We start from the raw sequence: 23,939 nt of genomic DNA on the forward strand, positions 1-23,939 counted from the left end.
CGGACATTAGGCTGTCCGCCCCTTGGCCGCTAGGCCGAAAGCAGGGGTGTGAGAGGCTCGGGCGACGGCTGCTGGCCGGGGCCGTCAGGCCGAAACCGCCTGCGGCAGAGACGAGGCCGTGCCGAAGGCCCTATCGAACCAGTGGCGGGAGAGCGTGGGGCTCAGCCCGGCCTTGCGGGCCATGCGCTGGCGGGTCGCCTCGGACATCTCCCAAAGGCCGACCGAGATGGCATCGCGCCCCTCCCCGGCGGTGCCCAGCACCGTAGGCGCCCAGCCGAGCCGGCCGTAAATGCGCACCATGCGGGCATCGAACACGCCCACCGCATCGGTGAGGTGAAAGCCCTGCCCCAGTTCGGCCCCACCCAGCATCAGCGCTGCGGCCACGCGCGGCTCGGCGTCTGGCGCGAGGCAGAAGCGGGTGCATTCCCAGATCAGTGGGTGGCTGATCGTCACGCCCTCCGTCAGATGGGTGAAGTGATCGTTGACCATGCAGGGCGCGGTGGTGGGCAAAAAGCGCATCGAGCCGCCGTGGCTGCCGCAGGCCTTTTGCCAGATCACGTAGATCGGGTTCATCGCGTCGTACTGGTCGCGCTCCTCTCCCGCCGCATCCACCGTGACCTCCCAGCCCAGCCGCTCGGAAAACTGCCGCGCGCGGTCGCGGAACATCGTGTCACGCAGTTTCGGAAACTCCGAAAGATCTTCGCCATAAATGAAGCGCAACATGGGTACTCCCTCCATTCTCGTTGCTTGAATGGAGGGAAGGGTATGAAGTTATCGTTAAGGTTGTTAAGAAATAATGACCTACACGCTAGAATTGCATTAACCTTTTGCCCGCATGCAGCAGGTGATCAGAAAACGAGTCGCCCCTGCGCCAGCGCCAGCGCAACCGCATGGGTGGTGTTCATCGCGCCCAGCTTGTAACGCGCACCCTCGATATAGACCCGCAGCGTATGCTCCGAAATCTCGAGGCTTTCGGCCGCCTGCGCCCGGCTGTAGCCCAGCGCCAGCATGGTGAGCGCATCCCGCTCCCGGGGCGAGAGCGCCCGGCCCGGGGCCTTGGTGGTTCCACCGCTCTCGATCTCCAGAGCCTTCTGGTTGAGGTAATGGGCGGAGAGGATGAGATCGCGGGTGTGGACCTCCGTGAAGCGGGTCCATTTCTCGTCAGTCACGCCGTGAGAGACGGTGAACATGGCAAACTGTCCCGAGGGGCCGCGAATTGGCACGGTGTAGCCCTGGTTGCCGACGCCGGCATCCTTGGCCTCGTCCATGAAATCGCGGGTGACCTTGCCGGACCAGTCAAGGCGGCGCCAGTCGACCGGGTGGAAGCGCTGAAAGCAGCCCATGACCACCGGATCGATCCGCTCATACCCTTCCGTGATATAGCGGTCGACCCAGGCATCGCCGTAGGTCAGCGCCGCATATTGCCCGCCACTCGCATTGACCGAGTGATAGACGACATGCTCGACCTCGTAGAGATCGCGCAGCTCGAACACTTTCGACTGCAAGTCGTCAAGCGTGCTCGCCTGCTGCAAGCCTTCGATGAATTGCTCCAATGCAGCTGCCATCGCCGTCCGCCGAAGCGTCTCCCCTGTACGAAGGGGTGCCCCCGCACGCCTCATGGCGCGCTACGTCGATCGTCTCCAACAGCTTTCCCTCCAGCGCGGTCAGACTGTTGCGACTTGCGTAGTTGTGCAGGTCGATCAGAACGTCGAGAACCCACTCGTGTTTCATTGGCAGCCTCAATCCTAAAGGTTAACGATGTATTAACACAACCCTAGCATGTGCCGATCAGGCGCGAAATTCGCGAAAGTGCAGTCCCCCGAAATGGGGAGACCTGTCTTTTGGGACAGGTATTGTTGACTTGTTCACGAGTTTTGCAGTGCAGAAATGCCAACGCCGCCCGCATTTCTGCGCGGCGGCGCGGTGGATTCCTGCAACCTATGGGTGCATGTCCGCCGCACGGCAATGCGCCGCGCGGCGGGATTTCAGGGCTTTTCTCAGGCCATTCCGCGCCCGGCTTCGAGCACGTCTTCAAGCGTGCGCAGGCCGGTCTTGGGGGCCTGCACCAGCACCGCCATGTTGCCAGGCTTGTGCTCATTGCGGAGCATCTTGGTGTGGGCCGCCGGGATCTCATCCCACGGGAAGACCTCGGACATGCAGGGATCGAGCCGGCGCTCGCACATCAGCGCGTTGGCCGCCGAGGCCTGCTTGAGGTGGGCGAAGTGCGAGCCCTGCAGGCGCTTCTGGTGCATCCACATGTAGCGCACGTCGAAGGTGGTGTTGAAGCCGGAGGTCCCGGCGCAGATCACAACCATGCCGCCCTTCTTCACCACCAGCGTCGAGACAGGGAAGGTCGCCTCGCCCGGGTGCTCGAAGACCATATCCACGTTGACGCCCTTGCCGGTGATCTCCCAGATCGCCTTGCCGAACTTGCGGGCCTCCTTGAGCCACTCGTTGTACTCGGGGCTGTTCACCGTGGGCAGCTGGCCCCAGCAGTTGAAGTCTTTGCGGTTGATCACGCCCTTGGCGCCCTGATCGAGCACGAACTGGCGCTTGCTCTCATCCGAGATCACGCCAATCGCGTTGGCGCCCGCCGTGTTGGCAAGCTGGATCGCGTAGGAGCCGAGTCCGCCGGAGGCGCCCCAGACCAGCACGTTCTGGCCCGGCTTCAGATCATGCGGCTCGTGGCCGAAGAGCATCCGGTAGGCGGTGGCCAGCGTGAGGGTGTAGCAGGCGCTCTCCTCCCACGTCAGGTGCTTGGGGCGCGGCATGAGCTGCTGCGCCTGCACGCGGGTGAACTGGGCAAAGGAGCCATCCCCGGTCTCGTAGCCCCAGATCCGCTGGGTGGGGGAGAACATCGGGTCGCCGCCGTTGCACTCCTCGTCGTCGCCGTCGTCCTGATTGCAGTGGATCACCACCTCGTCGCCGACCTTCCAGCGCTTCACCTTGTCGCCGACCTTCCAGACAATGCCCGAGGCGTCGGAGCCGGCGATGTGAAAGTCCTGACCGTGCACGTCAAACGGGCTGATCGGCTTGCCGAGACCGGCCCAGACGCCATTGTAGTTGACCCCTGCGGCCATGACGAGAACCAGCACCTCGTGGCTGTCGATCTCCCATGTCGGCAGAACCTCCTGCTTGAACGACACCTCCGGCTCGCCGTGACGCTCGCGGCGGATCGCCCAGGCGTACATTTTCGGCGGCACGTAGCCGAGCGGGGGCATTTCGCCGAGTTCGTAGAGGTCTTTCTCTTCGGCCTCGTAGGGGGCCTGCGGGGCGTCGGTCGTATCCAGGGCCATCGGCGTCTCTCCTCAAGTCGTTCTGCGGCGCAGAATCGCGCCACGGTCTCAGGGCGTTCTACGGATGCGCGCGCAATATTGCAATACGACTGAGGTCCAATTTGTAATTTTATGTCTCGCCCGATTCAGTTTCGGCGGAAATCGAGGCAGGCACCTTCGCAGCTGCATCATCGGCAGGCAGCAGGCGCGGGTGGGGCGAGGTTGCAGGTGCGGCATCGCCCAATTGCGCCAGTTGCGGCGTGATCGACGCCGCGTAGAACCGGAGAATCGCGGTTTCATGGGGCGCGGCAGCAATGCCCTCCGGCCCCTCCGCCAGCAGGTTGCGGTCGCGCAGGATGCGCAGGGCGTTCTCCAACGCATAGGCCGGATTGCCGCGCGGCACATGCAGCACCACCCCTGCCCCTTCGAGCGCCCTGAGCCGCGCGTTCCACCGGCGCTCCAGCGTGGCGCGGTCCAGCGGCCCCTCGGCCTCCAGCAGCATGGCGGCGAGCAGAGGCACCGGAAGCACCGGCATCACCGCCTCGATTCGCGCCATCAGTTCCTGCCCCAGCGCCTCGGTGTCGCCGGGAAAGCTCGCCAGCGAGAGCGGGTCGCCAAAGCTCACCGCCGCGTAGCCGAGATGATGGGTCAGCCCCCGGACCCGCAGGATCAACCGCCGCGCCAGCCAGCGGAACACCACGCGGATCCGCGCCGGAAAGCCACCGCCACCCTGCGCGCCGATGAGCACCCGGTCTTCCAGCACCCGGTCGTAGTTGAGCGCGGTCGGCACGAAGACCACCTCGGTCCCGTCTTCCGCCGCCTCGGTGATATAGGCGAGCAGCCCCAGCTTGGGCTCGCCCGCCGCCCCGGTGAGAGAGAGCCGCCCCTCGGGGAACATCGCCTGCGTGACCCGGGCGCGGGTGGCAACGGTGACATAGGTGGCCAGCACGGTGCGGTAGAGTTCACCGCGCGACTTGCGGCGGATGAAGTAGGCCCCCATCGCCCGGATCAGCGTGCGCAGCGGCCAGACCCGCGCCCACTCGCCCACCGCGTAAGAGAGCGTGGTGCGCTGCGCGACGAGGTAGGTGACCAACACGTAATCCATGTTGCTGCGGTGGTTCATCACGAAGACCACAGTCGCTTCCTCGGGGATCGCCGCCAGCTTTGCCTCGTCCAGCCGGGCGAGGCGCACGCGGAAGAGCGAGGTGGCCAGCCATTTGGCGGCGCGGATCGCGAAGCCGAAATATGCGAAGGCCGAGAAGCCGGGCACGATCTCGCGGGCGTAGCGACGGGCCTGCTCGAAGGCGACCTCCTCCGGCACGCCCTCGGTTCTGGCGTGTTCGGTGACGGCAGCGAGCACCTCGGGTGCGTAGAGCACACGCTGGATGGTGTCGCGCCGCCGGGCCAGTTTGAACGGCTCGATGGGCCGGGTGAGGCGCCTGTTCAGCCGCGCCACCGCCTTCTCCAGCCGCCGCCGGAAGAACCAGCGGACGGACGGGAACAGGAAGTGCGAGGCAAAGGTGACCGCCGCGAAGGTGAGGATCAGGAGGAAAAGCCAGAGCGGGAGCGTGACCTGGCTGCCCATCGGCTCAGCCCGCCTCTGCCAGCTGGTTGGCCAACGCCCGGATCGGCTCCTGATTGACCTCGATAATCCCGCGCCTTGGGCGATCAAGGTCGATGATCACGAAGACGAGGCCAACGATCAGCAGCAGCATGGCATAGACCGCTGGCACCGGCTGCACCCCGGTTTGCGCGGCCGAGAGCCCCAGCACCCAACCCAGCAAAATGAAGGTGCCGTAAAGCAGCAGCAGCACCGGCTCGGGCACATGGCGGTTGATCGCGGCATCGCGGGCCGAGAGCTGGTCGATCATGTCATTGAGGGAATTGGTGAAGGCCACCATCGCCGGGCCGCCCTGCTCGCGGGCGGTCTCGGCGGAGAGCGCCCAGAGCTGGTCAAAGGTCTTTTGCGCCGTGGCCACCATCCCGGCGCGGCGAGCATCCTGATGCGCGGGCACCTCCCCCGCCTTGGCGCGGAACTCGGCGTATTTGACTAGCAGCGCGCGAGCCTCCTCGCGCGGGCCTTCGGGCATCAGGTCGGTGCGCAGCCACGCGGTGCCGATGGCATTGGCCTCATCCACCACCGCCTGACTGCGGCTGTCAAAACGGCCCAGGGCGAGCGAGAATGTGAAGCCCAGCAGCAGGCCGAGGATGGCGAGCAGCGAGCCCTGCACAGCAAGGGTTTGCGACTTGCCCTCTTCCGAGGTGCGGCGCGCGCGGCGCCCGGCCATGGCCCGCCCGCCAAACATGGCGGCGATCATCGACAACAAAAGCACGAGGGCGATCAGCCCCGAATTTAGGCCATACATAAGCTCAGGCACTCCCTTTCCCTCCCATATTCATATCACGGGGCGCAGAAACCTGTAGCATTGCGCGGCACAAGCGCAATCCCCGCCCTCGCCGCAATGCAGCGAATTGACATTGGCATAATCTTTCGCGCATAAGCTCCAGAACGGAATAATCTTGCTCACCCGATTCATCGGAGCCGAACCATGTCGCACCCGCAGAAAGACTCGCCGCAGAAAGACCGCCCGTGGCTGTTCCGGACCTATGCCGGACACTCGACGGCCGAGGCCTCCAACGCGCTCTACCGCGCCAACCTCGCCAAGGGGCAAACCGGCCTTTCGGTGGCCTTCGACCTGCCCACGCAGACGGGATATGACAGTGACGATCCGCGCGCGCGGGGCGAGGTGGGCAAGGTCGGCGTGCCGGTGGCACACTTGGGCGACATGCGCGCGCTCTTTGCAGATATCCCGCTCGAGCAGATGAACACCTCGATGACGATCAACGCCACCGCGCCCTGGCTGCTGGCGCTCTACATCGCCGTGGCCGAGGAGCAGGGGGCGGATGTTTCGGCGCTTCAGGGGACGGTGCAGAACGACATCATCAAGGAATACCTAAGCCGTGGCACCTACGTGTGCCCGCCGGGCCCTAGCCTCAAGCTAATCACCGACGTGGCGGCCTACTGCTACACCAACGTGCCCAAGTGGAACCCGATGAACGTGTGCTCCTACCACCTGCAGGAGGCAGGGGCGACGCCGGAGCAGGAGCTGGCCTTTGCGCTGGCTACGGCGATTGCGGTGCTCGATGCGCTGAAGGGCAAGGTGCCGGAAGAGGATTTTCCGGTGCTTGTGGGGCGGATCAGCTTTTTCGTGAACGCGGGCATTCGGTTCGTGACCGAGATGTGCAAGATGCGCGCCTTCGTCGACCTCTGGGATGAGATCTGCCGCGAGCGCTACGGGGTGGAAGACCCGAAGATGCGGCGCTTCCGTTACGGCGTTCAGGTGAACTCGCTGGGCCTGACGGAGCAGCAGCCGGAGAACAACGTTTACCGGATCCTCATCGAGATGCTGGCCGTGACACTTTCCAAGAAAGCCCGTGCCCGCGCCGTGCAGCTTCCGGCATGGAACGAGGCGCTTGGCCTGCCCCGGCCCTGGGATCAGCAATGGTCGCTCCGGATGCAGCAGATCATGGCCTATGAGACCGACCTGCTGGAATACGGCGACCTCTTCGATGGCAACCCGGCCGTCGACGCCAAGGTAGAGGCGCTGAAAGAGGGCGCCCGCGCAGAGTTGGCACAGCTCGACGGCATGGGCGGCGCAATTGCGGCGATCGACTACATGAAATCGCGGCTGGTGGAGAGCAACGCCGAGCGGCTGGGCCGGGTCGAAACCGGCGAGACGGTCGTGGTTGGCGTGAACCGCTGGGCCGAGGGCGAGCCTTCGCCACTCATGGGCGAGGATGGCGGCATCATGACGGTCGATCCGGCCGTCGAGGCCGACCAGATCGCGCGGCTCAAGGCGTGGCGAGCGGAGCGCGATGCCGAGGCCGTAGCCAAGGCGCTGGACGCGCTGCGCGAGGCGGCCCGGAGCGGCGCCAACGTGATGGAGCCGTCGATTGCCGCGGCCAAGGCAGGCGCGACCACGGGCGAATGGGCGGGCGCGATGCGGGCCGTCTTTGGCGAATACCGCGGCCCCACCGGCGTGGCCCGCGCCCCCTCCAACCGCACCGAAGGGCTCGACGAGATCCGCGAAGCGGTTGATCTGGTCTCCGACCGCCTTGGCCGCCGGCTGAAGTTTCTCGTCGGCAAGCCCGGGCTCGACGGCCACTCCAACGGCGCCGAGCAGATCGCCTGCCGCGCCCGCGATTGCGGCATGGATATCGCCTATGAGGGAATCCGTCTGACGCCGGAAGAGATCGTGACCGCCGCAAAGGAGCAGGAGGCCCATGTCATCGGCCTTTCCATTCTCTCGGGTAGCCATTTACCGCTCATTACCGAAACGCTGGAAAGAATGCGCGAGGAAGGGCTTTCGCACATTCCGCTCATCGTCGGAGGGATAATTCCGGACGAAGATGCCAAGTCTTTGAAAGACATGGGAGTTTCTTCGGTTTACACGCCGAAGGACTTTGAACTGAACCGGATCATGATGGATATCGTGGCCCTTGCCGAACCGCGCGAAGCGGCGGCCTGAGCCACTAAAATTTGATCTAAAACGCCAAATCTCCGGGCATCCCGCCCGGGGATTCAATATCTTTTCATCTGCAACGAACTCAAATATGTTCCGCTCGCGCGCAGCGGCGTTTTTATTTGCTGAACGCATATGTTGTCGTGCGCCCACTCACAAATGGAACCGAAAAGAAGGAATTCAGATGGCCATCAGTCTCAAGGGCATGAGCCGCAAAGAGCTCGAAAAGCTCAAGGTCGACATCGAAAAGGCTTTGGAGAAACTCGCGGTCGAAGACAAGAAAGCCGCAATGGAGGCTGCCGAGAAAGCGGCCAAAGCCCACGGTTTCACCCTCGATGAATTGACCGGTGGCACGCCCAAACGCGGGCGTCGTGGCGGCAAGAAGGCCGGTGGCCCGAAGGGCGCGCCGAAATACGCCAATCCCGAAGACGCAAGCCAGACATGGACTGGCCGCGGGCGTCAGCCGGCATGGATCAAGTCCGGCCTCACTGCCGGAAAGTCGCTTGAGGATTTCGCGATCTGAGCCATCTTCTGATGCGGGGCGGCCGAAAGAGCCGCCCGGCAACAGACAGAGGGACAGCGCATGACCGTGCATATCGGCGCCGAAAAGGGAGAGATCGCGGAAACGGTCCTGCTCCCCGGCGACCCCTACCGCGCCCGATGGGCGGCGGAGACCTTTCTTGAAAATCCCAAGCTCGTCAACGAGGTACGTGGCATGCTGGGCTTCACCGGCACGTGGCGCGGCCTTCCGGTGACGATCCAGGGCAGCGGCATGGGCATGCCCTCGCTGTCGATCTACGTAAACGAACTGATCCGCGATTACGGCGCCAAAACGCTCATCCGCATCGGCTCCTGCGGCGCGATGCAAGAGGCCGTGGCGGTGCGCGATGTGGTGCTGGCCATGACCGCAAGCACGCTTTCGACCCCGTCGCGCGGCATCTTCCGCGAATTGAACTTTGCCCCCTGCGCCGACTGGTCCCTGATCTCGGCGGCGGCCAGTGCGGCGGCGCGCCGAGCGGTCAAAACTCACGTCGGAGGAATCTATTCTTCCGACGTTTTCTATGACGAGCGGCCAGACCTTAACGAGCAAATGGAACGGCACGGTATTCTGGCCGTCGAAATGGAGGCGGCCGAGCTTTACACCCTCGCCGCCCGCTATGGCTGCCGGGCACTCGCCGTGCTCACCGTTTCGGATCATCTGAAAACCCATGAGGCGCTTCCCAGCGATCAGCGCGAAAAGAGTTTTGGCGACATGGTCGAAATCGCGCTCGAAGCGGCATTTTCCGAATAAGAGGACTCACACACATGAAGAAACGTAAATTGGGGGCCGATGGTCCCGAGGTATCTGCCATCGGATTGGGCTGCATGTCATTTGCCGGTTTTTTCGGCGATACCGATCTTGAGACTTCGGTGGCCTGCCTCGATACCGCGTGGACTGCGGGCATCGATTTTCTGGACACCGCCAATATTTACGGTATGGGCCGGTCGGAGAATGCGATTGGCGAATGGCTGAAAGGCACCGATGCCAAACCGGTCATCGCCACCAAGGCCTCGATCGTGCCCAAGCCCGAGCGCCACTACCGCAACGATGAGGGCCACCTCCGCAGCGAGCTGGAGCAGAGCCTGAAGCGGCTGGGTGTGGACTCTGTTGGCCTGTTCTACGCTCACCGGCGCGAGCAGGCGCGACCCGTGGAGGAACTGGCGGAGACAATGGCCAAGTTCATGGAGGAGGGGCTGATCGGAGGCTACGGGCTTTCCGAGGTTGCGCCCTCGACCATCCGCCGCGCCCATGCGGTGAAGCCGGTGATGGCGGTGCAGAACGAGTATTCGATCTGGTCGCGCCAGCCTGAGTTGGGCGTGATCCAGACCTGCGCCGAGCTGGGCGTCGCCTTCGTGCCTTTCAGCCCGCTGGCCCGCGGCGAGTTGAGTGACACGCCGCCCGACCCGGCCAAGATGGCCGATGCCGATTTCCGCAAGGCGAACCCGCGCTGGCAGGCGCCCAACCACGCCTACAACCAGCAGGCGCTGGAGCGCTTCCGCGCCTATGCCAAGGGCCGCGGCGTGCCGACCTCGAAACTGGCAATGGCCTGGGTGCTGGGCAAGGGCGATCACCTGATCCCGATCCCCGGCACGCGGACCGGGGCGCATTTGCAGGAATGGGTGGATGCTGCCGATATGGAACTGACCGCAGAGGATTACGCCGAGATCGAGCGTATCCTGCCCGCCGGCTTTGCCCACGGCGACCGCTACTCCGATGCCCAGACCATCGGCGTTGAGCGCTACTGCTAACGGTTCGGCGGGGCTGGCCCCGCCTTACAGCCCGTGCCCGCCGGAATAGCCATTGACCGGCGGGCTCTCCCACCCTTCCAACGCAGCATTCGGCGGCGCGAAAACCTCGCAGAGCAGCGGGTGGCACTGCGCCGCATCCGAGCTGTGCTCGGCCCCGCAGTCACCGCCCGGGCAGGCGGAGAGGCCGGCCAGCAGGTCGATCTCGGCAAAAAGCTCGATGTAGTCGCCCTGCCGCGCGGGCGTGGCCTTCATGAAATACTGGCCGGTGTCGGCGGTGAAGCCGGTGCACATGAAGACATTGAGCACATCATGCACCAGCGGTTCGGCCACCTCGGCCCCCTGCCCCGTCCAACCCGAGAGGGCGCGGGTGAGGTTGGAGTGGCAGCAATGGTGATAGTCCTGCGCGGAGAGCTGGTGGTGGGTGTAGGGGTCGCAGCGGGTGCCGATCACGTCATGCACTCGCCCGCCGAAGCCATCCACCCCGTACCACGCCAAGCTGTCTGCGGTGACGGTCGCCATCGGGCGCAGATGCGGAAAGCTCGACCACATGCGGCTGCCAACGGTCAGGTGCGTGCCGTGCAAAGCGCGGGTCTTGCCGGAGTAGAACCGCTCTGAGAGGTCGGCGAGGTTCCACAGGTTCAGGTCGCCCACCTGCGGGCCTTCCGGGCAGGAAATGCGCAAGAACTGCCCCGCCCGCACCGGGATGCACCGGCCCTCGCGCGGCGGCACAATCTCCTCGCCCGTCTTGCGGGCTGCCGCGCGGGCGCGCGAGTAGAGCGGCAGATCGGCCTGCGGCAGCGTCTCGTTCGGGTAGCAGATGACAGGCGCCACCGACCGTGCGTCATCGGCGTAATCGGGCGCGGCGGGGCCGCCGGATGCGGGTGTGCTCATCTGCTTCTCAGGGAATTGTGACTGCTCTCGCCCAGTCTAAGCGATGTGCCGCGCCCAGCGAAAGGGCAGAGCCGCCAGATGCCGCGCAATCTGCGGGCAGTAACGGAATTTAAAGGTAACAGGGGGATGACAGAGAAGAAGACCGCAGTTTAGGGTGGGCTTGAGCACGCAAGACCCAACACCCGAATGGCAGTCAACGGAGGTACAATGCTTCTGCCCGCACTTGGTTCCGTCCTCACCGCAATTTTTTTGCACGGGCCTGCTGAGGCACCGCCCGTCGCACCAGAGGCGGAGATAATACAGGCCTACGCGACCGCGCGGCTGATCAGCCCCGAGCCGGTTGGAAACGATCTCAAACGCGGTTTTCTCAACGCGTTGAACAAACAATACCCCACAAATGATTGCCCTTCCGGCTTCCGCTCGAACCTGCGGAAGTTCCCCGAGGTAGAGATCTGCGTGACCTACAGCGACTTTCGCGGCGCCTGCAAACGGCTCACCGAGAACGCCTTCAACTGTCAGGTGGCCTTTACCATCGCGGTGGCCTCGCCCACCCATCCCGGCGTGCTGAAGAAGCTGAAGGCCACTACCACCGAGATCGAGCGTGAAGATTTCATCTTCACCCACGACTGGCGCGGCTGGCGCTGGAAGGCGGCGGGCGATGCGGTGGATGCACTGGTGCCTGCCGAGTTCCGGGGCCGTCAGCCATTCTCTCGCGAGGAGGCGATGCGCCAGTAAGGCGGCGCAGCGCCCACTGTCTGCCACATTGATCTGCTCTCCTACCCTTCGGCAGGCGGCATGACCCGGAGGGGAGCCATGACAGAGCGGATACCGGGCTCCTTGATCCCGGGCAGGTTATTATACACCTACAGCAAGGCCAAACCGCCGGGCAAATACGAGCCGGGTGATATGCCCGCACAGTTGAAAGGCCCCGAGGGCGAGGCGCGGCGGGCAGAGCGCAAGCGGCGCACTGACGCCAGAATTGCCTTCATGCAGGGCCGCAGTACCGAAGAGATGGCCCAGCCGGTCCCGAGGCTGCAGGCCGGGCACATCATGCCCGATTTCATCATGCGCGATTGGGTCGAACCCTTTCCATCTCTCTGGCAAGCCCCGCCCGATGGGCTGCTGGTGAGCGCCCGGGTCCGCGAAACAATCGAGCGACTGGGGGCCGAGGGCGAGGTCGCGTTTCTGCCGGTGACCATGCGCATCGCGGATGGCAAGCGCGAGGCGCCCTACTTTCTGGCGCAGTTCCTGTCACCGGCCGAGCCGCTGGCGATGTTCGCGAGCGGCTACATCTGCGAAGACAAGACCGATGTGAATGGCAGGCCCTTCCGCTTCTGGAGCGGCCCCTATGGCCTGAAGGACGGGCAGATGACCAGTGGCCACGGGGTCGAGCAGTTTGCCGATACGCGGGCTTTCGGCGCCGCCGGCATTGTCTGGACGGACCGCCTGCCGATGCATCTGCTGATGACGCCGGAGTTCGTTGAGGCCGCCGGGCTGCAAAACGACCCTTGGATCACCCTCGCCCCGATCCGGCTGTGCGATGGCGATGACGAGGCCATGCGGATCGTGCCGCCGCCCCCGCCCGCCCCCGCGCCACGCCTGAAAGAGTTAGTCGAAAGCTCGATGGCTCACAATGCGGCGCTGAATGATGAGATCGTCGAGGGCGCAACCCGGAGCGCCGGAGGCTTTTGGCGGATGCTGAAGGCAGCCATCACCAACGGTCGCAGCGAGAACTATGCCCGCAGCGAGAAAGAGCCGGACGGGCGGTTGGTGTTTTACACGCCAAAGCAAGACAAGCGCGGATAGAGCCGCCCGGTCGCTGCACTCTCAACGGCAGGAGAGGCTGCGGGACGGCGGGTCGATATTGCGGGCTATGGTTTCAGGCAGCGGGTCCCAGGCCATGCGGGTGTAGCTCCATATCCCGGTGCCTGCCTCCGGTCGGATCATGCCATGCACCTCGACATTGAACGCGCGGCGCGGGTGGCGCAGGCTCCACGCAAAGCTGTTGCGCGCCACGGTCGATACGCCGTGGGCAGCGGCCTCCTTGCACATCGCGTTGCGGCTGATGACCTCGCCCGAAACGATCATGGCAACGGCGCCAGCCGCGAAGGCGATGCCGAGCGACCACACAGGCTGCGCGCCCCGACGACGCAAAACCACCCTAGCCACCAATCCCGCCCCCAGCATGGCGCCCAGCACCCAAGGCAGTAGCGCCGTGGCAAGCGCGGGCGCAGACAGGATACGGGTGAGCAGAAGCGGCGCCGTGGGCGGAAAGGCGGCACCGGCCAGCGCGATGAAGGGGCTGCCACTGAGGGTTCCGGCCAGCAGGGCAAGGCCGGAGAGCTGAACCGCAAAGCGCCCTGCCCGCCCGCGCGGGCCATCCCCGCGCAAGCCAGCGCAGACCCAGAGCCAGCCCGCCGCCCCGGCGAGCCAGATCACGGCCGCGCTGGCAATGAGCCAAAAAATCACGCGGTCAGACGACCCGTTCGACCATCATGCTCTTGATATGCGCAATCGCCTTGGCCGGGTTCAGGCCCTTGGGGCAGGTCTTGGCGCAGTTCATGATGGTGTGGCAGCGGTAGAGCTTGAAGGGGTCTTCAAGGTCGTCCAGCCGCTCGCCGGTGGCCTCGTCGCGGCTGTCGATGATCCAGCGGTAGGCGTGGAGCAGCGCGGCCGGGCCGAGGTAGCGATCGGAGTTCCACCAGTAGCTCGGGCAGGCGGTGGAGCAGGAGGCGCACATCACGCATTCATAGAGGCCATCGAGCTTCTTGCGGTCTTCGATGGACTGCTTCCACTCCTTCTCGGGCCGCTGGGTCTTGGTCTCGAGCCAAGGCATGATGCTGGCGTGCTGGGCGTAGAAGTGCGTCAGGTCAGGGATCAGATCCTTGACCACAGGCATATGGGGCAGCGGGTAGATCTTCACGTCGCCCTTGATCTCGTCCATCCCGTAGATGCAGGCCAGCGTGTTGATGCCGTCGATGTTCATCGCGCAGGAGCCGCAAATCCCCTCGCGGCAGGACCGGCGGAAGGTGAGCGTGGGGTCGATCTCGTTCTTGATCTTGATCAGCGCGTCCAGAACCATCGGGCCGCAGGCGTCCATATCGATGAAATAGGTATCGACCGAGGGGTTCTTGCCGCTGTCAGGATCGTAGCGGTAGATCTGGAATTTCCGCACATTGGTCGCCCCTTCGGGCTTCGGCCAGGTCTTGCCGGTCACGATGCGGGAATTCTTGGGCAGGGTCAGTTGAACCATGGGTCAGGCTCCTATCCGTTCAATATCAGCGGGAGACCTTCCCGCGTGATGCATTCGATGGCTTTGGGGCGTTGGGCGGTGGCCACAACGATTTCGGTCGAGCGGGGCGAGATGCCGGTGGCGGCCTCCTGCGCGATGGTCGAGATTTCGCCCGCCGACATGTTGTCGATCAGGCATTCGGTCACCAGATCGGGCGGCACGCCGGGCAGCTTTTCCTGCACGATCGGGCGCACCACGCTCTTGGCCGCCTGACGGGCGACTACATCTGCAGGGTTTACGTCGCAGGCGGCGAGCAGCAGCAGGAGGGGGGTAAGGCGATATATCATTCGGGCGCCAGCGAGCTCTGGATCGTCGATCCGGTGGAGATGAAAGCCAGCGCACGGCGGCGCTGATCGTCGCTCATGGCCGCCCAGCGCTCACGGTCGCCGGGCATCAGCGCATAGCCTTCGGGAAACGGGATTTCGCCGCTGATCGCGCCGCGCTCGGCGCAGCCTGCCAGCAGGGCGAGCAGCGTGGCAGTGACGGCCCCGGCCTTCGCACCCGATTTGAGCGTTGTGATGATCCTCGTGCCCATGATTCAGCCCTTCCCCCTAGATGTTGCCCCGGCCCGGCCCGCGCGGGGCTCGGCGGGCTTTAGCCGCGCCAGCCAGCTCGTCTCGTCCGGCTCGTAGCCCAGCGCCACGAGATCCGCGCCATGGCGCTCAGCGTAAACCTCCGCCACCTCCAGCGGCAACTCGGTTTCCCATCGCTTGAGCGCCCCTTCGCTCGCCACATGGCCCATCAGGTGGCGCGGACGATCGTCGATCTTGGCCATGCCGCCGAAGAGCGATTGCTCCCAGAACATCCGCTTGGCCGCCTCCAGCTCTTCGCCTTCGAGGCCCAGATGGGCCAGCGCCGCGCCGAAGAGCGCACAGTCGGTATCGACCATCAAGTCTTCGTACTTCAGCTCGAATGCCCGGTCATCGCCCCAGGGCCAGGCGCGCATCTCCTCCACCGTCTCCCGGTGCTTGCCGCCCATCTCGAAGAGCAGCTTGGCCTCGTCCCCCTCCAGCGCATTCAGATGCTGCTGGTAGGTCTTGCCGCCAAGATCGGTGCGCGGCACATGCAGCCAGCGCTCACCCTGCTCCGCCGCAAAATGGTGATAGACGCAGCCCGAAAGCAGGATATCGCGCGGATCGCGGATCACATGGACAAAGGCCACATCATCGCGCTTCCACAAGTCGGATGGAAAGTAGCCCGCCCAGTTGACGAGGAAGACGCGGCCCTCGTCGGGCACCTTCCACATCGCCTCGTCACGCCAGATCCCGTGCCAATCCAGCCCAAAAGCCCGCCCCATGGCCTGAATCGTCCGCCGCATCCAGACCGTGCCGGATTTGTGGTGGGTCGCAAAGCACATCAGGCGGGGCAATGGCTCAACCCGCTATGGTTGGAAACTGGGTCATGCTGGCCTTGGAAATAAAGCGCTCCCCCCATGGGTGCAATTGAAATCTCTGGCATTTTTTCCGAATCTGGGCAAATAGCACCGGTGTCGGGTGACGGCGGGGCTTTCCGCCGTTCATCGGGCACGGGTTTGAAGTTCGGTCCGCAAATCGGCATGCTCCCGAGGCGGTGCCTCAGACGTTGAATGCGAGGGTTTGTTATGGGTCTCTTCGGAGGTCGCGGGCCAAAAGTACGGCGACGATTGCAGAAGAAGCTCTCCGCTGCGCTGCGGGCGGAGCAGCGCGCAACGCTCGAAGGCCTCGCCGCGTTCGCTGCTCACAAGACGGCTTTTTCCGCCACCTCCCCGCTTCTGCGCCGCAATATTCACCGGTTGGAGAAGGGCCTTTGCATGCCCGAGCGGCGCGATATCTTCGGCACCGCCTTCATCGGCGAGACGGTCGCGCTCTATGCCCGCCTTGCCACCGGCCAGTCCGCTGAGCAGGCGGAACTCCGTTGGGCGCATGATGTGCTTACCCGCTACTTCGCCGTCACCAGCGGCTCGGATGAAACCATCGCGGCAGCGCGCAAAGCGTTCCTTGACCTGCCAGCGCTGGGGTCAACCTCCGCGCCGTTCGCTCCATATACGGTAGATGAACTCGCCACCTATGCCAGCCAGGCAGGCGCGGCACAGGCGGATTACGCCGCCTTTCTCGCCCTCTGCCGGGGGCGCCGCTCTCAGCGTTGGTTCGAGGATCGTCCCGTCGAGATGGCGCAAATCGAGGCCGCCACCGCCGCCGCGCTACAAGCCCCCAGCGCCTGTAATCGCCAGCCCTACCGCTTCTATTGCGCCACTACGCGCCCGATGATCGACCGGATCGCCGCGCTGCCTCTCGGCACCGCTGGTTTCGGAGATCAGTTGCCCGCCCTGATTGCCGTGGTTGGGGACCTGTCGATGTATGCCGAGCCGCGCGACCGCCACTTGATCCATATCGACGCCGCGCTGGCAGCAATGCAACTGATGCTGGGCTTCACCGCTCAAGGCCTCGGCTCGGTTCCGATCAACTGGCCCGACATCCCCGAGAACCATCAGGCCCTGCGCGAGATTCTCGGCCTCGCGCCGCATCAGGTGCCGGTGATGCTTGTGGGCATCGGCCACCCCAAGGCAGACAGCATGGTCGCCTATTCCGCCAAGAGAGAGGTTTCGGAGGTGCTGAGTGTCGTCGACTGAACCGCTGATCGAGATCGCCGGGGTTTGGCTGCCCAACAAGGGGGCCGAACTGATGGCGCATACGGTCGTCACCCAACTCGGTTCCCGCCTGCCCGGTGCGCGCTTCTGCTCCCGCGCGCAAGGCCCGGACGCGCACCGACGTTCCATGGGGATCGAGCCGATTACCGCGCGGCGGACCCGCCAGATTGCCGCGCGCCTGTTCGCGGCCTTCCATGGCGGGGCAAAAGACAACGGTCAACTCCCCGGCGTGACCCATGTGATCGACATTTCTGGCTACGCCTACGGTGATCACTGGGGCGTGCAGAAGGCCCGCAACCGCGCCGGTGCCTATCTGCGCGCCGGGCTGCCGCTCTACATGCTGCCCCAGGCCTTTGGCCCCTTCGAGGATACGAAGCTGCGCAACGAGATGCTGAGAATCGTCACGGACGCACGGCGCATCTCGGCCCGGGATGCAGAGTCGCTTGCCCATCTCGAAGCCCTCGGCGTGGGGCGCGCCCTGCCCCGCTTCCCCGATATCACGTTTTCGCTCGATGTCTCCGCCCGGCCAGTCGCAATGCCCGAGCAACCTTTCTCTGCGTTGGTGCTCAACCGAAAATCCATCGGTGCAGGGATCGACGAGGCTGGGCTGCTGTCGCTCTATGCGGAGGCAGCCAAGATCCTCAAAACCAACCGACTTCCGCCAATCATCGTCCTGCACGAACCACAGGCGGATCGGAAAATTTCCGAGCAGCTCGCAGAGATCGCCGGGCTGGAGATCGTCTGCCTGGACGATGCGCGGGACATAAAGGCCCTGGTCGGAAGCGCAGAGCTGGTCGTGACCGGGCGCTTTCATGGGCTGGTCAACGGTCTTTCCGCTGCCGTACCCTCCTTCGCCGTGAGTTGGTCGCACAAGTATCAGGAACTACTTGGTGAGTTCGGCTGCCCAGATCACGTCTTGTCCGATGATGAGCCCGCTTTCCTCGCCCGGATCGAGGAACTTGCCGCCGACCCCGCCGCGCGCACTGCCCTTTCCTCCCGACTCGCCGCAGTGGCGGACGACAACAAGCAACGCCTCGCCGAACTGTGGGATGATCTGGCCGCCGATATCGCGGCGACCAGCTAGGGCCTCAATACACCCGCGCCTTGGGAGCGATCTTCTTCAGGTCGATGCCGCCTTCCGCTTCGGTGGTCAGCGGGTCGAGGTGGACGGGGCGGTAGCTGAGGGTGACCTCGGTGTCTTCGACCATGGCGAGGCTGTGCTTGCGCCACTCATTGTCGTCCCGGTCCGGGTAATCCTCGTGGGCGTGTGCCCCGCGGCTTTCCTTGCGGGCCTCGGCGCCGACGATGGTGGCCAGCGCGTTGGGCATGAGGTTGGTCAGCTCCAGCGTTTCCATCAGGTCGGAGTTCCAGACCAGGCTGCGGTCGGTCACCTTGATGTCGTCCATCTTGGCGGCCACGGCCTTCATCTTCTCCACGCCCTCGGCCAGCGTCTTGTCGGTGCGGAACACCGCTGCGTCGGCCTGCATCGTGCGCTGCATCTCGTCGCGCAGCTCTGCGGTGGCGACCGTACCGCTGGCGTTGCGCAGCTTGTCGAAGCGGTCCAGCGCGGCATCGACGGAGGCCTTGTTGAGATCGGGGTTGGCCGATTTCGGGTCCACCACCTCGGCGGCACGGATCGCGGCGGCGCGGCCAAAGACCACGAGGTCGATCAGGCTGTTGGAACCGAGGCGGTTGGCCCCGTGAACGCTGGCGCAGCCCGCCTCGCCCACAGCCATCAGGCCGGGCGCGATGGCATCGGGATCGTCAGCGGTGGGCTTCAGCACCTCGCCCCAGTAGTTCGTCGGGATGCCGCCCATGTTGTAGTGCACGGTCGGCAGAACCGGGATCGGCTCTTTGGTCAGATCGACGCCTGCGAAGATGCGCGCGCTCTCAGAGATGCCCGGCAGGCGCTCGGCCAGGGTTTCGGGCGGCAGGTGGTTGAGGTGGAGGAAGATGTGATCCTTGTCCTTGCCCACACCGCGCCCTTCGCGGATTTCCATCGTCATGCAGCGCGAAACCACGTCGCGCGAGGCCAGATCCTTGTAGGTCGGCGCATAGCGCTCCATGAAGCGCTCGCCCTCGGAGTTGGTCAGGTAGCCACCCTCGCCGCGCGCGCCTTCGGTGATCAGGCAGCCCGAGCCGTAAATGCCGGTGGGGTGGAACTGGACGAACTCCATGTCTTGCAGCGGCAGGCCCGCGCGGGCCGCCATGCCGCCGCCGTCGCCGGTGCAGGTGTGGGCGGAGGTGGCCGAAAAGTAGGCACGGCCGTAGCCGCCGGTGGCCAGCACCACCATCTTGGCGCGGAAGACGTGAATCGTGCCGTCATCGAGCTTCCAGCAGACCACGCCCTGGCAGGCGCCGTCTTCGCCCATGATCAGGTCGATGGCAAAGTACTCGATGTAGAACTCGGCGTTGTTCTTCAGCGACTGGCCGTAGAGCGTGTGCAGAATGGCGTGGCCGGTCCGGTCGGCGGCGGCGCAGGTGCGCTGCACGGGCGGGCCCTCGCCGAACATGGTGGTGTGGCCGCCGAAGGGGCGCTGGTAGATCTTGCCCTCTTCGGTGCGCGAGAACGGCACGCCGTAATGCTCCAGCTCATACACCGCCTTGGGCGCCTCGCGGGCGAGATATTCCATCGCGTCGGTGTCACCCAGCCAGTCGGAGCCCTTCACGGTGTCGTAGAGGTGCCACTGCCAGTGGTCGTTCATGTCGGCGCCATCGACCTGCATGTTGCCCAGGCTGGCCGCAATGCCGCCCTGCGCCGCCACGGTATGCGAGCGGGTCGGGAACACCTTGGTCACACAGGCGGTCTTGAGCCCCTGCTCGGCCATCCCGAGCGTGGCCCGCAGGCCGGAGCCCCCGGCGCCGACAACCACAACGTCATAGGTGTGCGTCTCGTATTCGTAAGCTGCCATTCTCTTGTTCCGTCCCTTGCGGTTGGCTGGGGCGCTTTCGCGTCTCTTTGGTCGTGGCGAAGGCCGGCGATGCGAGTGGCCTTCCGTCAGGTCTAGCGGGCGGCGCCCCTCAGAGCGCCAGCTTCAGCAGGGCGAGCAGCCCGGCGGCAATCAGCACCCATGTGGCGGCGCCGACGGCGATCAGCGTGAGCTTGCCAGTGAGGCCGTGCACGTAGTCTTCCACCGCCTCGTCGATCTCCATCTTGATATGCAGCAGGCCCACCGTCAGGGCGATGCCAAGCGAGAGCGCCACGAAGGGGTTGGCGATGAAGCTCTGCACATCGGCGTAGCTGCGGCCTAGCGCGGAGCCGAAGACAAAGACGAAGAGCGGCACCAGCACGACGAGGCTCAGCGAGCTGACCATCATCTTCCAGTGGTGGTGGGTGCCTTCGGAGCCGGAGCCGAGGCCTGTGGCGCGCTTGCGGTCGGTTACGTATTTCATCCGGTCTCTCCCTTACACCATGATGGCCGTGAAGAGCGCCAGAACCGTGGCGCCGATGAACATGCCCCAGCCCATCTTTTCGGAGGTCGGCACATCGAGGCAGTAGCCGAAGTCCCAGATCACATGCCGCAGGCGGCCCAGCATGTGGTACCAGATGGCCCAGCTGGCGAGGAACATGATGATATCGCCGATGAAGCTGGTCATCAGCCAATTGATCCAATTGAAGGCCGGCTCCGAGAAGGCCGCCGCCAGCAGCCACCACACCACCAGAAAGGCAGTGCCGAAGGAGGCGATGCCGGTGATGCGGACCATGATCGAGGAGATCGAGGTGATCTGGGGCCGGTAGTACGGGCCGATCATGAAGGGCGAAAGCGGGCGGTCCCGGTTCATATTTGCCATGAACGCTCTCCTGTTGGGCGCGGTCGCCGGGCGGTGGAGCCGGGGCGCGGCGCGGATGGGGTGGCGTGCCGCGCGGGAGGCCCGCACGGGGGTGCTGCGCCTCTCCATTTGCATTTTTCACGGGCCGAGTCACGGGTTAAACCGATGATAAAGCGCCGCAGTTCAGGCGCTAACAGCCAGTTTTTCGAGCGTTGTGATCACAGCTTTTAAAGTCGTGATCACAAAATGCGGCCCGTTCGGGTCACTCCGTTGCCGGGTGCAGAAACACCGGACTCACCGCGGAATGAGCGCCCAATAGTCGAGGTCGAGCAGCACGTGGGGCAGGTATTTTCCGTCATCGCCCTTCAGGTCACCGGCAAGGCTTTCGCCCCCTTTCACCGCCACCAGCCGCAGCCGTAGGGCGCCGATATCCTCGGTCAGCGGCGCGGTATCCAGCACCTCTGTCCAGGCGCGCACGGTGTCTCCGGCAAAGCAGGGGTTTGCATGCGCGCCGCCGTTGATCGCCACCAGCATCTGCGCATTGGCCAGCCCGTTGAACGACAGCGCCCGCGCCAGCGATATCACATGGCCGCCGTAGATCAGCCGCTTGCCATCCTCGCGGAAGGTGGCATCGAAATGCACCTTGGCGGTGTTCTGCCAGAGCCGGGTGGCCAGCATGTGCTCGGCCTCTTCGATGGTCGAACCATCGACGTGGTCGATCACCTCCCCCTTGGCATAATCGCCCCAGCGGTGCGGCTCGCCTGCGGCGGTGAAATCGTAGTCGGCAAAGGTGAGCCCCTCGGGGATCACAAGATCCTCCGGCGCCACCACCTCGGCCAGTTCGGGGACCGTGGTTTCAGGCGCCGGGGCGTCTAAATCCCCCTTCCGCACCATGACCCAGCGCACGTATTGCAGCACGGGCTCCCCGGTCTGGTCGCGCCCGGTGGTCCGCACATAGACCACGCCGGACTTGCCGTTGGAGTTTTGCTTCAGCCCGATCACCTCGGACTCGCTCGAGAGCGTATCCCCAGGATAAACCGGCTTCAGCCAGCGGCCCAAGGCATAGCCAAGGTTGGCGACCGCGTTCAGCGAGATGTCCGGCACCGTTTTACCGAAGACCACGTGAAAGGTGATGAGGTCGTCCAGCGGCGAGCCTTCCAGCCCGCAGTCGCCCGCGAACACGTCAGACGAATGCAGCGCATGGCGTGCCGGGTAGAGCGCGTGGTAAAGCGCCCGCTCGCCCTCGGCAACGGTGCGCGGCACGGCGTGGCGGATCACCTCGCCCAGCTTGTAGTCTTCAAAGAACCGGCCCGCGTTGGTCTTCCCTTGTTTCGCGCCCCCGCCCATCAGTGCGCCCCCAGCTTGGTGTCGGGCGTGTAGGTGCCCTCGACCTCCTTCACCACGGCCTGCCCGCAGCGCATTACCCCGTTGGAGGCGTCGAACGAGTATTGCGGGTCGCCGTGCAGCGACCAGCCCTTGTTCAGCGCATCGGTGACCTTGTGGCAGAAGGCCGATGTGTCGTCTTCGGTGAGAAAGCGGTAAAGTTTCATGAGGTTATCCAAACACAGGGTAGCCCAGCAGGCCGTGGATCCAGCCGATGAGGCCGAGGAGAAGCACCGAGATGGCAAGGAACATCGCATCCTTGGCGATGGAGCCTTTCGGCGGCGGGGTCCACTCCGGCTCGGAGCGGTTGATCACGGCCATTTCGACCAGTGCCCAGACCAGCAGGCCGCCAAACAGGATCATCGTGGCCAGGTCGCCGTTGACCAACAGGTGCGCGAAAGCCCAGAGCGCGAAGCCGGTGAGCATCGGGTGGCGCATCTTGTAGAAGAGCGCGCCTTTCGACGGGCCGGGCGAGGTGAAGTAGAGCGCGATCAACACAAGCAGGTTGTTGAGGTGCTGCAGCCAGTAGGGCGGATACCAGATGTCGGGCGCGGCATCGGCCATGCGGATGCCGAAGATCATCAGGATGACGGCGGCCAGCAGCGCCAGCGCCACCGCCCCGCGCCCGCCATTGCCCATCGCGGCACGCCGTTCGGGCGCAATCCGCTTGAAGAGGTGGGCGAGCCACCACAGCGCGAGGCCAGCGATCAGAAGGGTGAGCGGGAGTGCCATCGGGGTATCCTCTCAAAGTGAACCGTCGAGTTCACTTTGCCTTCATTCGGCCATCGCCGCAATGGCCTCTGCCTTGGCCAGCGTAGCGCGGGCGGTCTCGATGTGGAGATTCTCTACGATCCGCCCATCGACCACGGCCACCCCCTGCCCGCTCGCCTCGACCTCCTCGAAGGCCGCGATCTGGCGGCGGGCAAGGTCGATCTCGCTGCCGGAGGGCGCGAAGGCAGCGTTGGTGATCTCCAACTGCGAAGGGTGGATCAGGGTCTTGCCGTCAAAGCCAAGGTCGCGGCCCTGCTCACATTCGGCCTTCAGCCCCTCGTCGTCCTTGAAGGCATTATACACCCCGTCAATCGCCACGATCCCGGCGGCGCGGGCAGCCATCAGGCATTGCTGGAGAGCGAACATCATCGGCAGCCGGTCAGCGCGGCTGCGGCAGTTCAGCTCCTTGGCCAGATCGTTGGTGCCCATCACGAAGCCGCCCATGCCCGGGGCCTGCGCGATGGAGAGTGCGTTGAAGATGCCTGCCGGGGTTTCCATCATCGCCCAGATCTTAGTGGCCGTGGCGCCCGCCGCATCGAGCTGCGCTTTCACGGCGGCGATCTCATCGGCATGGCCCACCTTGGGCAGCAAAATCGCATCCGGCGCGACCTTGCACATGGCTTCAAGGTCTGCGGCCCCCCATTGCGTGTCGGCGCCGTTCACGCGCACAATCCGGGCGCGCGGGCCATAGTCGGCGCCGGGCAGCGTTTCGGCCAGCAGCGCGCGGGCCTCGTCCTTGGCCTCCGCCGTCACCGCATCTTCGAGGTCGAAGATGATCGCGTCGCAGGGCAGCGTGGCTGCCTTCTCCAAGGCACGCGGCTTGGAGCCGGGAATATAGAGCAGCGAGCGATAGGGGCGCGTGGCGGGCATTGATTCTCTCCGGTCGGTTGCAGGTGCAGAAAGAACAAATGCTGCGCCGCCGCGCAAGATCATTTCTGCAAACCGGCATTTTGGCGCAATTTTCGGTCTTGCCCGATGAGCGTTACCGGAGCGTTCAGGAGCGTTAACGGGATGCTCACCAATCCCGGCGCAGCATCTGTCTTGTGAGTCGGGCGGCTGGAGGGTCGTTGCTGGCAGGGCTGCCAGGTTTCAGCGGCAATAATCAGTCCGACCTTGAA

26 protein-coding genes are annotated in these 23,939 nt (G+C 64.7%); 8 read left to right on the top strand and 18 right to left on the bottom strand.

Annotated elements, in window-relative coordinates; translation table 11 throughout:
- Window positions 1–84 precede the first annotated feature (84 nt).
- From KUV38_RS11465 to KUV38_RS11485, 5 genes are all read right to left on the bottom strand, one after another.
- Window positions 85–723, bottom strand: coding sequence for an acyl-homoserine-lactone synthase (locus KUV38_RS11465; RefSeq protein ID WP_222470171.1), 639 nt, complete (start codon window positions 721–723; stop codon window positions 85–87).
- Window positions 724–848: 125 nt separating this feature from the next.
- Entirely contained in the window at window positions 849–1,565 is a 717-nt protein-coding gene (locus KUV38_RS11470; RefSeq protein ID WP_222470172.1) for a helix-turn-helix transcriptional regulator, read from the bottom strand.
- Window positions 1,566–1,997: 432 nt separating this feature from the next.
- A complete protein-coding gene (ccrA, locus tag KUV38_RS11475; protein ID WP_222470173.1) occupies window positions 1,998–3,296 on the bottom strand; it encodes a crotonyl-CoA carboxylase/reductase in 1,299 nt (432 codons plus the stop codon).
- Window positions 3,297–3,405: 109 nt separating this feature from the next.
- A complete protein-coding gene (locus tag KUV38_RS11480) occupies window positions 3,406–4,860 on the bottom strand; it encodes a 1-acyl-sn-glycerol-3-phosphate acyltransferase (protein WP_222470174.1) in 1,455 nt (484 codons plus the stop codon).
- A 4-nt stretch (window positions 4,861–4,864) separates the two neighbouring features.
- On the bottom strand, window positions 4,865–5,653 hold the full coding sequence (locus KUV38_RS11485) for a hypothetical protein (RefSeq protein WP_222470175.1): 789 nt from the start codon (window positions 5,651–5,653) through the stop codon (window positions 4,865–4,867).
- A 171-nt stretch (window positions 5,654–5,824) separates the two neighbouring features.
- Here KUV38_RS11485 and KUV38_RS11490 point away from each other — a divergent pair, with 171 nt between their 5' ends.
- The 4 genes from KUV38_RS11490 to KUV38_RS11505 all read left to right on the top strand — a co-directional run bounded on the left by KUV38_RS11490 (window position 5,825) and on the right by KUV38_RS11505 (window position 10,087).
- On the top strand, window positions 5,825–7,804 hold the full coding sequence (locus KUV38_RS11490; RefSeq protein ID WP_222470176.1) for a protein meaA: 1,980 nt from the start codon (window positions 5,825–5,827) through the stop codon (window positions 7,802–7,804).
- 178 nt (window positions 7,805–7,982) lie between these two features.
- Window positions 7,983–8,321 (top strand): H-NS family nucleoid-associated regulatory protein, encoded by a 339-nt coding sequence (locus KUV38_RS11495; RefSeq protein ID WP_222470177.1) that lies wholly within the window; start codon window positions 7,983–7,985, stop codon window positions 8,319–8,321.
- Window positions 8,322–8,381: 60 nt separating this feature from the next.
- Window positions 8,382–9,089 (top strand): purine-nucleoside phosphorylase, encoded by a 708-nt coding sequence (deoD, locus tag KUV38_RS11500; RefSeq protein ID WP_222470178.1) that lies wholly within the window; start codon window positions 8,382–8,384, stop codon window positions 9,087–9,089.
- A gap of 14 nt (window positions 9,090–9,103) precedes the next feature.
- Complete coding sequence (locus KUV38_RS11505) at window positions 9,104–10,087, top strand: aldo/keto reductase (RefSeq protein WP_222470179.1); 984 nt, start codon at window positions 9,104–9,106, stop codon at window positions 10,085–10,087.
- 24 nt (window positions 10,088–10,111) lie between these two features.
- Here the strand turns inward: KUV38_RS11505 and KUV38_RS11510 are convergent, their stop codons facing one another.
- The gene (locus KUV38_RS11510; protein WP_222470180.1) at window positions 10,112–10,978 is read right to left on the bottom strand and encodes an urea carboxylase-associated family protein; all 867 of its coding nucleotides are present in this window, start codon (window positions 10,976–10,978) and stop codon (window positions 10,112–10,114) included.
- Between the two features lie 207 nt (window positions 10,979–11,185).
- On the opposite strand from KUV38_RS11510, the gene KUV38_RS11515 reads away from it, so the two are divergent.
- Window positions 11,186–11,713 (top strand): hypothetical protein, encoded by a 528-nt coding sequence (locus KUV38_RS11515; RefSeq protein WP_222470181.1) that lies wholly within the window; start codon window positions 11,186–11,188, stop codon window positions 11,711–11,713.
- A 78-nt stretch (window positions 11,714–11,791) separates the two neighbouring features.
- Window positions 11,792–12,784 carry an imm11 family protein gene (locus KUV38_RS11520; RefSeq protein ID WP_222470182.1) on the top strand — a complete coding sequence of 331 codons (993 nt, stop codon included), beginning with the start codon at window positions 11,792–11,794 and terminating at the stop codon, window positions 12,782–12,784.
- A gap of 21 nt (window positions 12,785–12,805) precedes the next feature.
- Here KUV38_RS11520 and KUV38_RS11525 read toward each other — a convergent pair whose 3' ends face one another.
- The 5 genes from KUV38_RS11525 to KUV38_RS11545 are packed head-to-tail and all read right to left on the bottom strand — an operon-like array spanning window position 12,806 to window position 15,627.
- Window positions 12,806–13,447, bottom strand: a complete 642-nt coding sequence (locus KUV38_RS11525; RefSeq protein ID WP_222470183.1) for a hypothetical protein — start codon at window positions 13,445–13,447, stop codon at window positions 12,806–12,808.
- A gap of 4 nt (window positions 13,448–13,451) precedes the next feature.
- A complete protein-coding gene (locus KUV38_RS11530; protein WP_222470184.1) occupies window positions 13,452–14,231 on the bottom strand; it encodes a succinate dehydrogenase iron-sulfur subunit in 780 nt (259 codons plus the stop codon).
- An 11-nt stretch (window positions 14,232–14,242) separates the two neighbouring features.
- Window positions 14,243–14,557, bottom strand: a complete 315-nt coding sequence (locus KUV38_RS11535; RefSeq protein WP_222470185.1) for a succinate dehydrogenase — start codon at window positions 14,555–14,557, stop codon at window positions 14,243–14,245.
- Window positions 14,554–14,805, bottom strand: a complete 252-nt coding sequence (locus KUV38_RS11540) for a hypothetical protein (RefSeq protein ID WP_222470186.1) — start codon at window positions 14,803–14,805, stop codon at window positions 14,554–14,556. Before KUV38_RS11540 ends, KUV38_RS11535 begins: the two co-directional genes overlap by 4 nt.
- A 3-nt stretch (window positions 14,806–14,808) precedes the next feature.
- Entirely contained in the window at window positions 14,809–15,627 is an 819-nt protein-coding gene (locus tag KUV38_RS11545) for a hypothetical protein (RefSeq protein WP_222470187.1), read from the bottom strand.
- 285 nt (window positions 15,628–15,912) lie between these two features.
- Here KUV38_RS11545 and KUV38_RS11550 point away from each other — a divergent pair, with 285 nt between their 5' ends.
- Both KUV38_RS11550 and KUV38_RS11555 read left to right on the top strand, forming a co-directional pair.
- Window positions 15,913–16,878 carry a nitroreductase family protein gene (locus KUV38_RS11550; RefSeq protein WP_222470188.1) on the top strand — a complete coding sequence of 322 codons (966 nt, stop codon included), beginning with the start codon at window positions 15,913–15,915 and terminating at the stop codon, window positions 16,876–16,878.
- Entirely contained in the window at window positions 16,865–17,980 is a 1,116-nt protein-coding gene (locus KUV38_RS11555; protein WP_222470189.1) for a polysaccharide pyruvyl transferase family protein, read from the top strand. The genes KUV38_RS11550 and KUV38_RS11555 overlap by 14 nt, the downstream gene beginning before the upstream one ends.
- 4 nt (window positions 17,981–17,984) lie before the next feature.
- Here the strand turns inward: KUV38_RS11555 and sdhA are convergent, their stop codons facing one another.
- From sdhA to KUV38_RS11590, 7 genes are all read right to left on the bottom strand, one after another.
- Window positions 17,985–19,808, bottom strand: a complete 1,824-nt coding sequence (gene sdhA / locus KUV38_RS11560; protein WP_222470190.1) for a succinate dehydrogenase flavoprotein subunit — start codon at window positions 19,806–19,808, stop codon at window positions 17,985–17,987.
- A gap of 109 nt (window positions 19,809–19,917) precedes the next feature.
- Window positions 19,918–20,289, bottom strand: a complete 372-nt coding sequence (gene sdhD, locus KUV38_RS11565) for a succinate dehydrogenase, hydrophobic membrane anchor protein (RefSeq protein WP_222470191.1) — start codon at window positions 20,287–20,289, stop codon at window positions 19,918–19,920.
- A gap of 12 nt (window positions 20,290–20,301) precedes the next feature.
- Window positions 20,302–20,688, bottom strand: coding sequence for a succinate dehydrogenase, cytochrome b556 subunit (sdhC, locus tag KUV38_RS11570; protein ID WP_222470192.1), 387 nt, complete (start codon window positions 20,686–20,688; stop codon window positions 20,302–20,304).
- Between the two features lie 273 nt (window positions 20,689–20,961).
- Window positions 20,962–22,014: a MaoC family dehydratase gene (locus KUV38_RS11575; protein ID WP_222470193.1), complete on the bottom strand. Its 1,053-nt coding sequence runs from the start codon at window positions 22,012–22,014 to the stop codon at window positions 20,962–20,964.
- Entirely contained in the window at window positions 22,014–22,217 is a 204-nt protein-coding gene (locus KUV38_RS11580) for a DUF1737 domain-containing protein (protein ID WP_222470194.1), read from the bottom strand. The genes KUV38_RS11575 and KUV38_RS11580 overlap by 1 nt, the downstream gene beginning before the upstream one ends.
- Window positions 22,218–22,221: 4 nt before the next feature.
- Entirely contained in the window at window positions 22,222–22,782 is a 561-nt protein-coding gene (locus KUV38_RS11585; RefSeq protein ID WP_222470195.1) for an NnrU family protein, read from the bottom strand.
- Between the two features lie 42 nt (window positions 22,783–22,824).
- Window positions 22,825–23,691 carry an HpcH/HpaI aldolase/citrate lyase family protein gene (locus KUV38_RS11590; RefSeq protein ID WP_222470196.1) on the bottom strand — a complete coding sequence of 289 codons (867 nt, stop codon included), beginning with the start codon at window positions 23,689–23,691 and terminating at the stop codon, window positions 22,825–22,827.
- Window positions 23,692–23,939: the final 248 nt, after the last annotated feature.

The organism is Vannielia litorea, assembly GCF_019801175.1.
Classification (GTDB): domain Bacteria; phylum Pseudomonadota; class Alphaproteobacteria; order Rhodobacterales; family Rhodobacteraceae; genus Vannielia; species Vannielia litorea_B.

What these genes read in the sequence shown, in the direction of transcription:
- KUV38_RS11465 (WP_222470171.1), bottom strand. Translation starts at nt 723, where the DNA reads ATGTTGCGCTTCATTTATGGCGAAGATCTTTCGGAGTTTCCGAAACTG.
- KUV38_RS11470 (WP_222470172.1), bottom strand. Translation starts at nt 1,565, where the DNA reads ATGGCAGCTGCATTGGAGCAATTCATCGAAGGCTTGCAGCAGGCGAGC.
- ccrA (WP_222470173.1), bottom strand. Translation starts at nt 3,296, where the DNA reads ATGGCCCTGGATACGACCGACGCCCCGCAGGCCCCCTACGAGGCCGAA.
- KUV38_RS11480 (WP_222470174.1), bottom strand. Translation starts at nt 4,860, where the DNA reads ATGGGCAGCCAGGTCACGCTCCCGCTCTGGCTTTTCCTCCTGATCCTC.
- KUV38_RS11490 (WP_222470176.1), top strand. Translation starts at nt 5,825, where the DNA reads ATGTCGCACCCGCAGAAAGACTCGCCGCAGAAAGACCGCCCGTGGCTG.
- KUV38_RS11495 (WP_222470177.1), top strand. Translation starts at nt 7,983, where the DNA reads ATGGCCATCAGTCTCAAGGGCATGAGCCGCAAAGAGCTCGAAAAGCTC.
- deoD (WP_222470178.1), top strand. Translation starts at nt 8,382, where the DNA reads ATGACCGTGCATATCGGCGCCGAAAAGGGAGAGATCGCGGAAACGGTC.
- KUV38_RS11505 (WP_222470179.1), top strand. Translation starts at nt 9,104, where the DNA reads ATGAAGAAACGTAAATTGGGGGCCGATGGTCCCGAGGTATCTGCCATC.
- KUV38_RS11510 (WP_222470180.1), bottom strand. Translation starts at nt 10,978, where the DNA reads ATGAGCACACCCGCATCCGGCGGCCCCGCCGCGCCCGATTACGCCGAT.
- KUV38_RS11515 (WP_222470181.1), top strand. Translation starts at nt 11,186, where the DNA reads ATGCTTCTGCCCGCACTTGGTTCCGTCCTCACCGCAATTTTTTTGCAC.
- KUV38_RS11520 (WP_222470182.1), top strand. Translation starts at nt 11,792, where the DNA reads ATGACAGAGCGGATACCGGGCTCCTTGATCCCGGGCAGGTTATTATAC.
- KUV38_RS11530 (WP_222470184.1), bottom strand. Translation starts at nt 14,231, where the DNA reads ATGGTTCAACTGACCCTGCCCAAGAATTCCCGCATCGTGACCGGCAAG.
- KUV38_RS11535 (WP_222470185.1), bottom strand. Translation starts at nt 14,557, where the DNA reads ATGATATATCGCCTTACCCCCCTCCTGCTGCTGCTCGCCGCCTGCGAC.
- KUV38_RS11540 (WP_222470186.1), bottom strand. Translation starts at nt 14,805, where the DNA reads ATGGGCACGAGGATCATCACAACGCTCAAATCGGGTGCGAAGGCCGGG.
- KUV38_RS11545 (WP_222470187.1), bottom strand. Translation starts at nt 15,627, where the DNA reads ATGTGCTTTGCGACCCACCACAAATCCGGCACGGTCTGGATGCGGCGG.
- sdhA (WP_222470190.1), bottom strand. Translation starts at nt 19,808, where the DNA reads ATGGCAGCTTACGAATACGAGACGCACACCTATGACGTTGTGGTTGTC.
- sdhD (WP_222470191.1), bottom strand. Translation starts at nt 20,289, where the DNA reads ATGAAATACGTAACCGACCGCAAGCGCGCCACAGGCCTCGGCTCCGGC.
- sdhC (WP_222470192.1), bottom strand. Translation starts at nt 20,688, where the DNA reads ATGGCAAATATGAACCGGGACCGCCCGCTTTCGCCCTTCATGATCGGC.
- KUV38_RS11575 (WP_222470193.1), bottom strand. Translation starts at nt 22,014, where the DNA reads ATGGGCGGGGGCGCGAAACAAGGGAAGACCAACGCGGGCCGGTTCTTT.
- KUV38_RS11580 (WP_222470194.1), bottom strand. Translation starts at nt 22,217, where the DNA reads ATGAAACTTTACCGCTTTCTCACCGAAGACGACACATCGGCCTTCTGC.
- KUV38_RS11585 (WP_222470195.1), bottom strand. Translation starts at nt 22,782, where the DNA reads ATGGCACTCCCGCTCACCCTTCTGATCGCTGGCCTCGCGCTGTGGTGG.
- KUV38_RS11590 (WP_222470196.1), bottom strand. Translation starts at nt 23,691, where the DNA reads ATGCCCGCCACGCGCCCCTATCGCTCGCTGCTCTATATTCCCGGCTCC.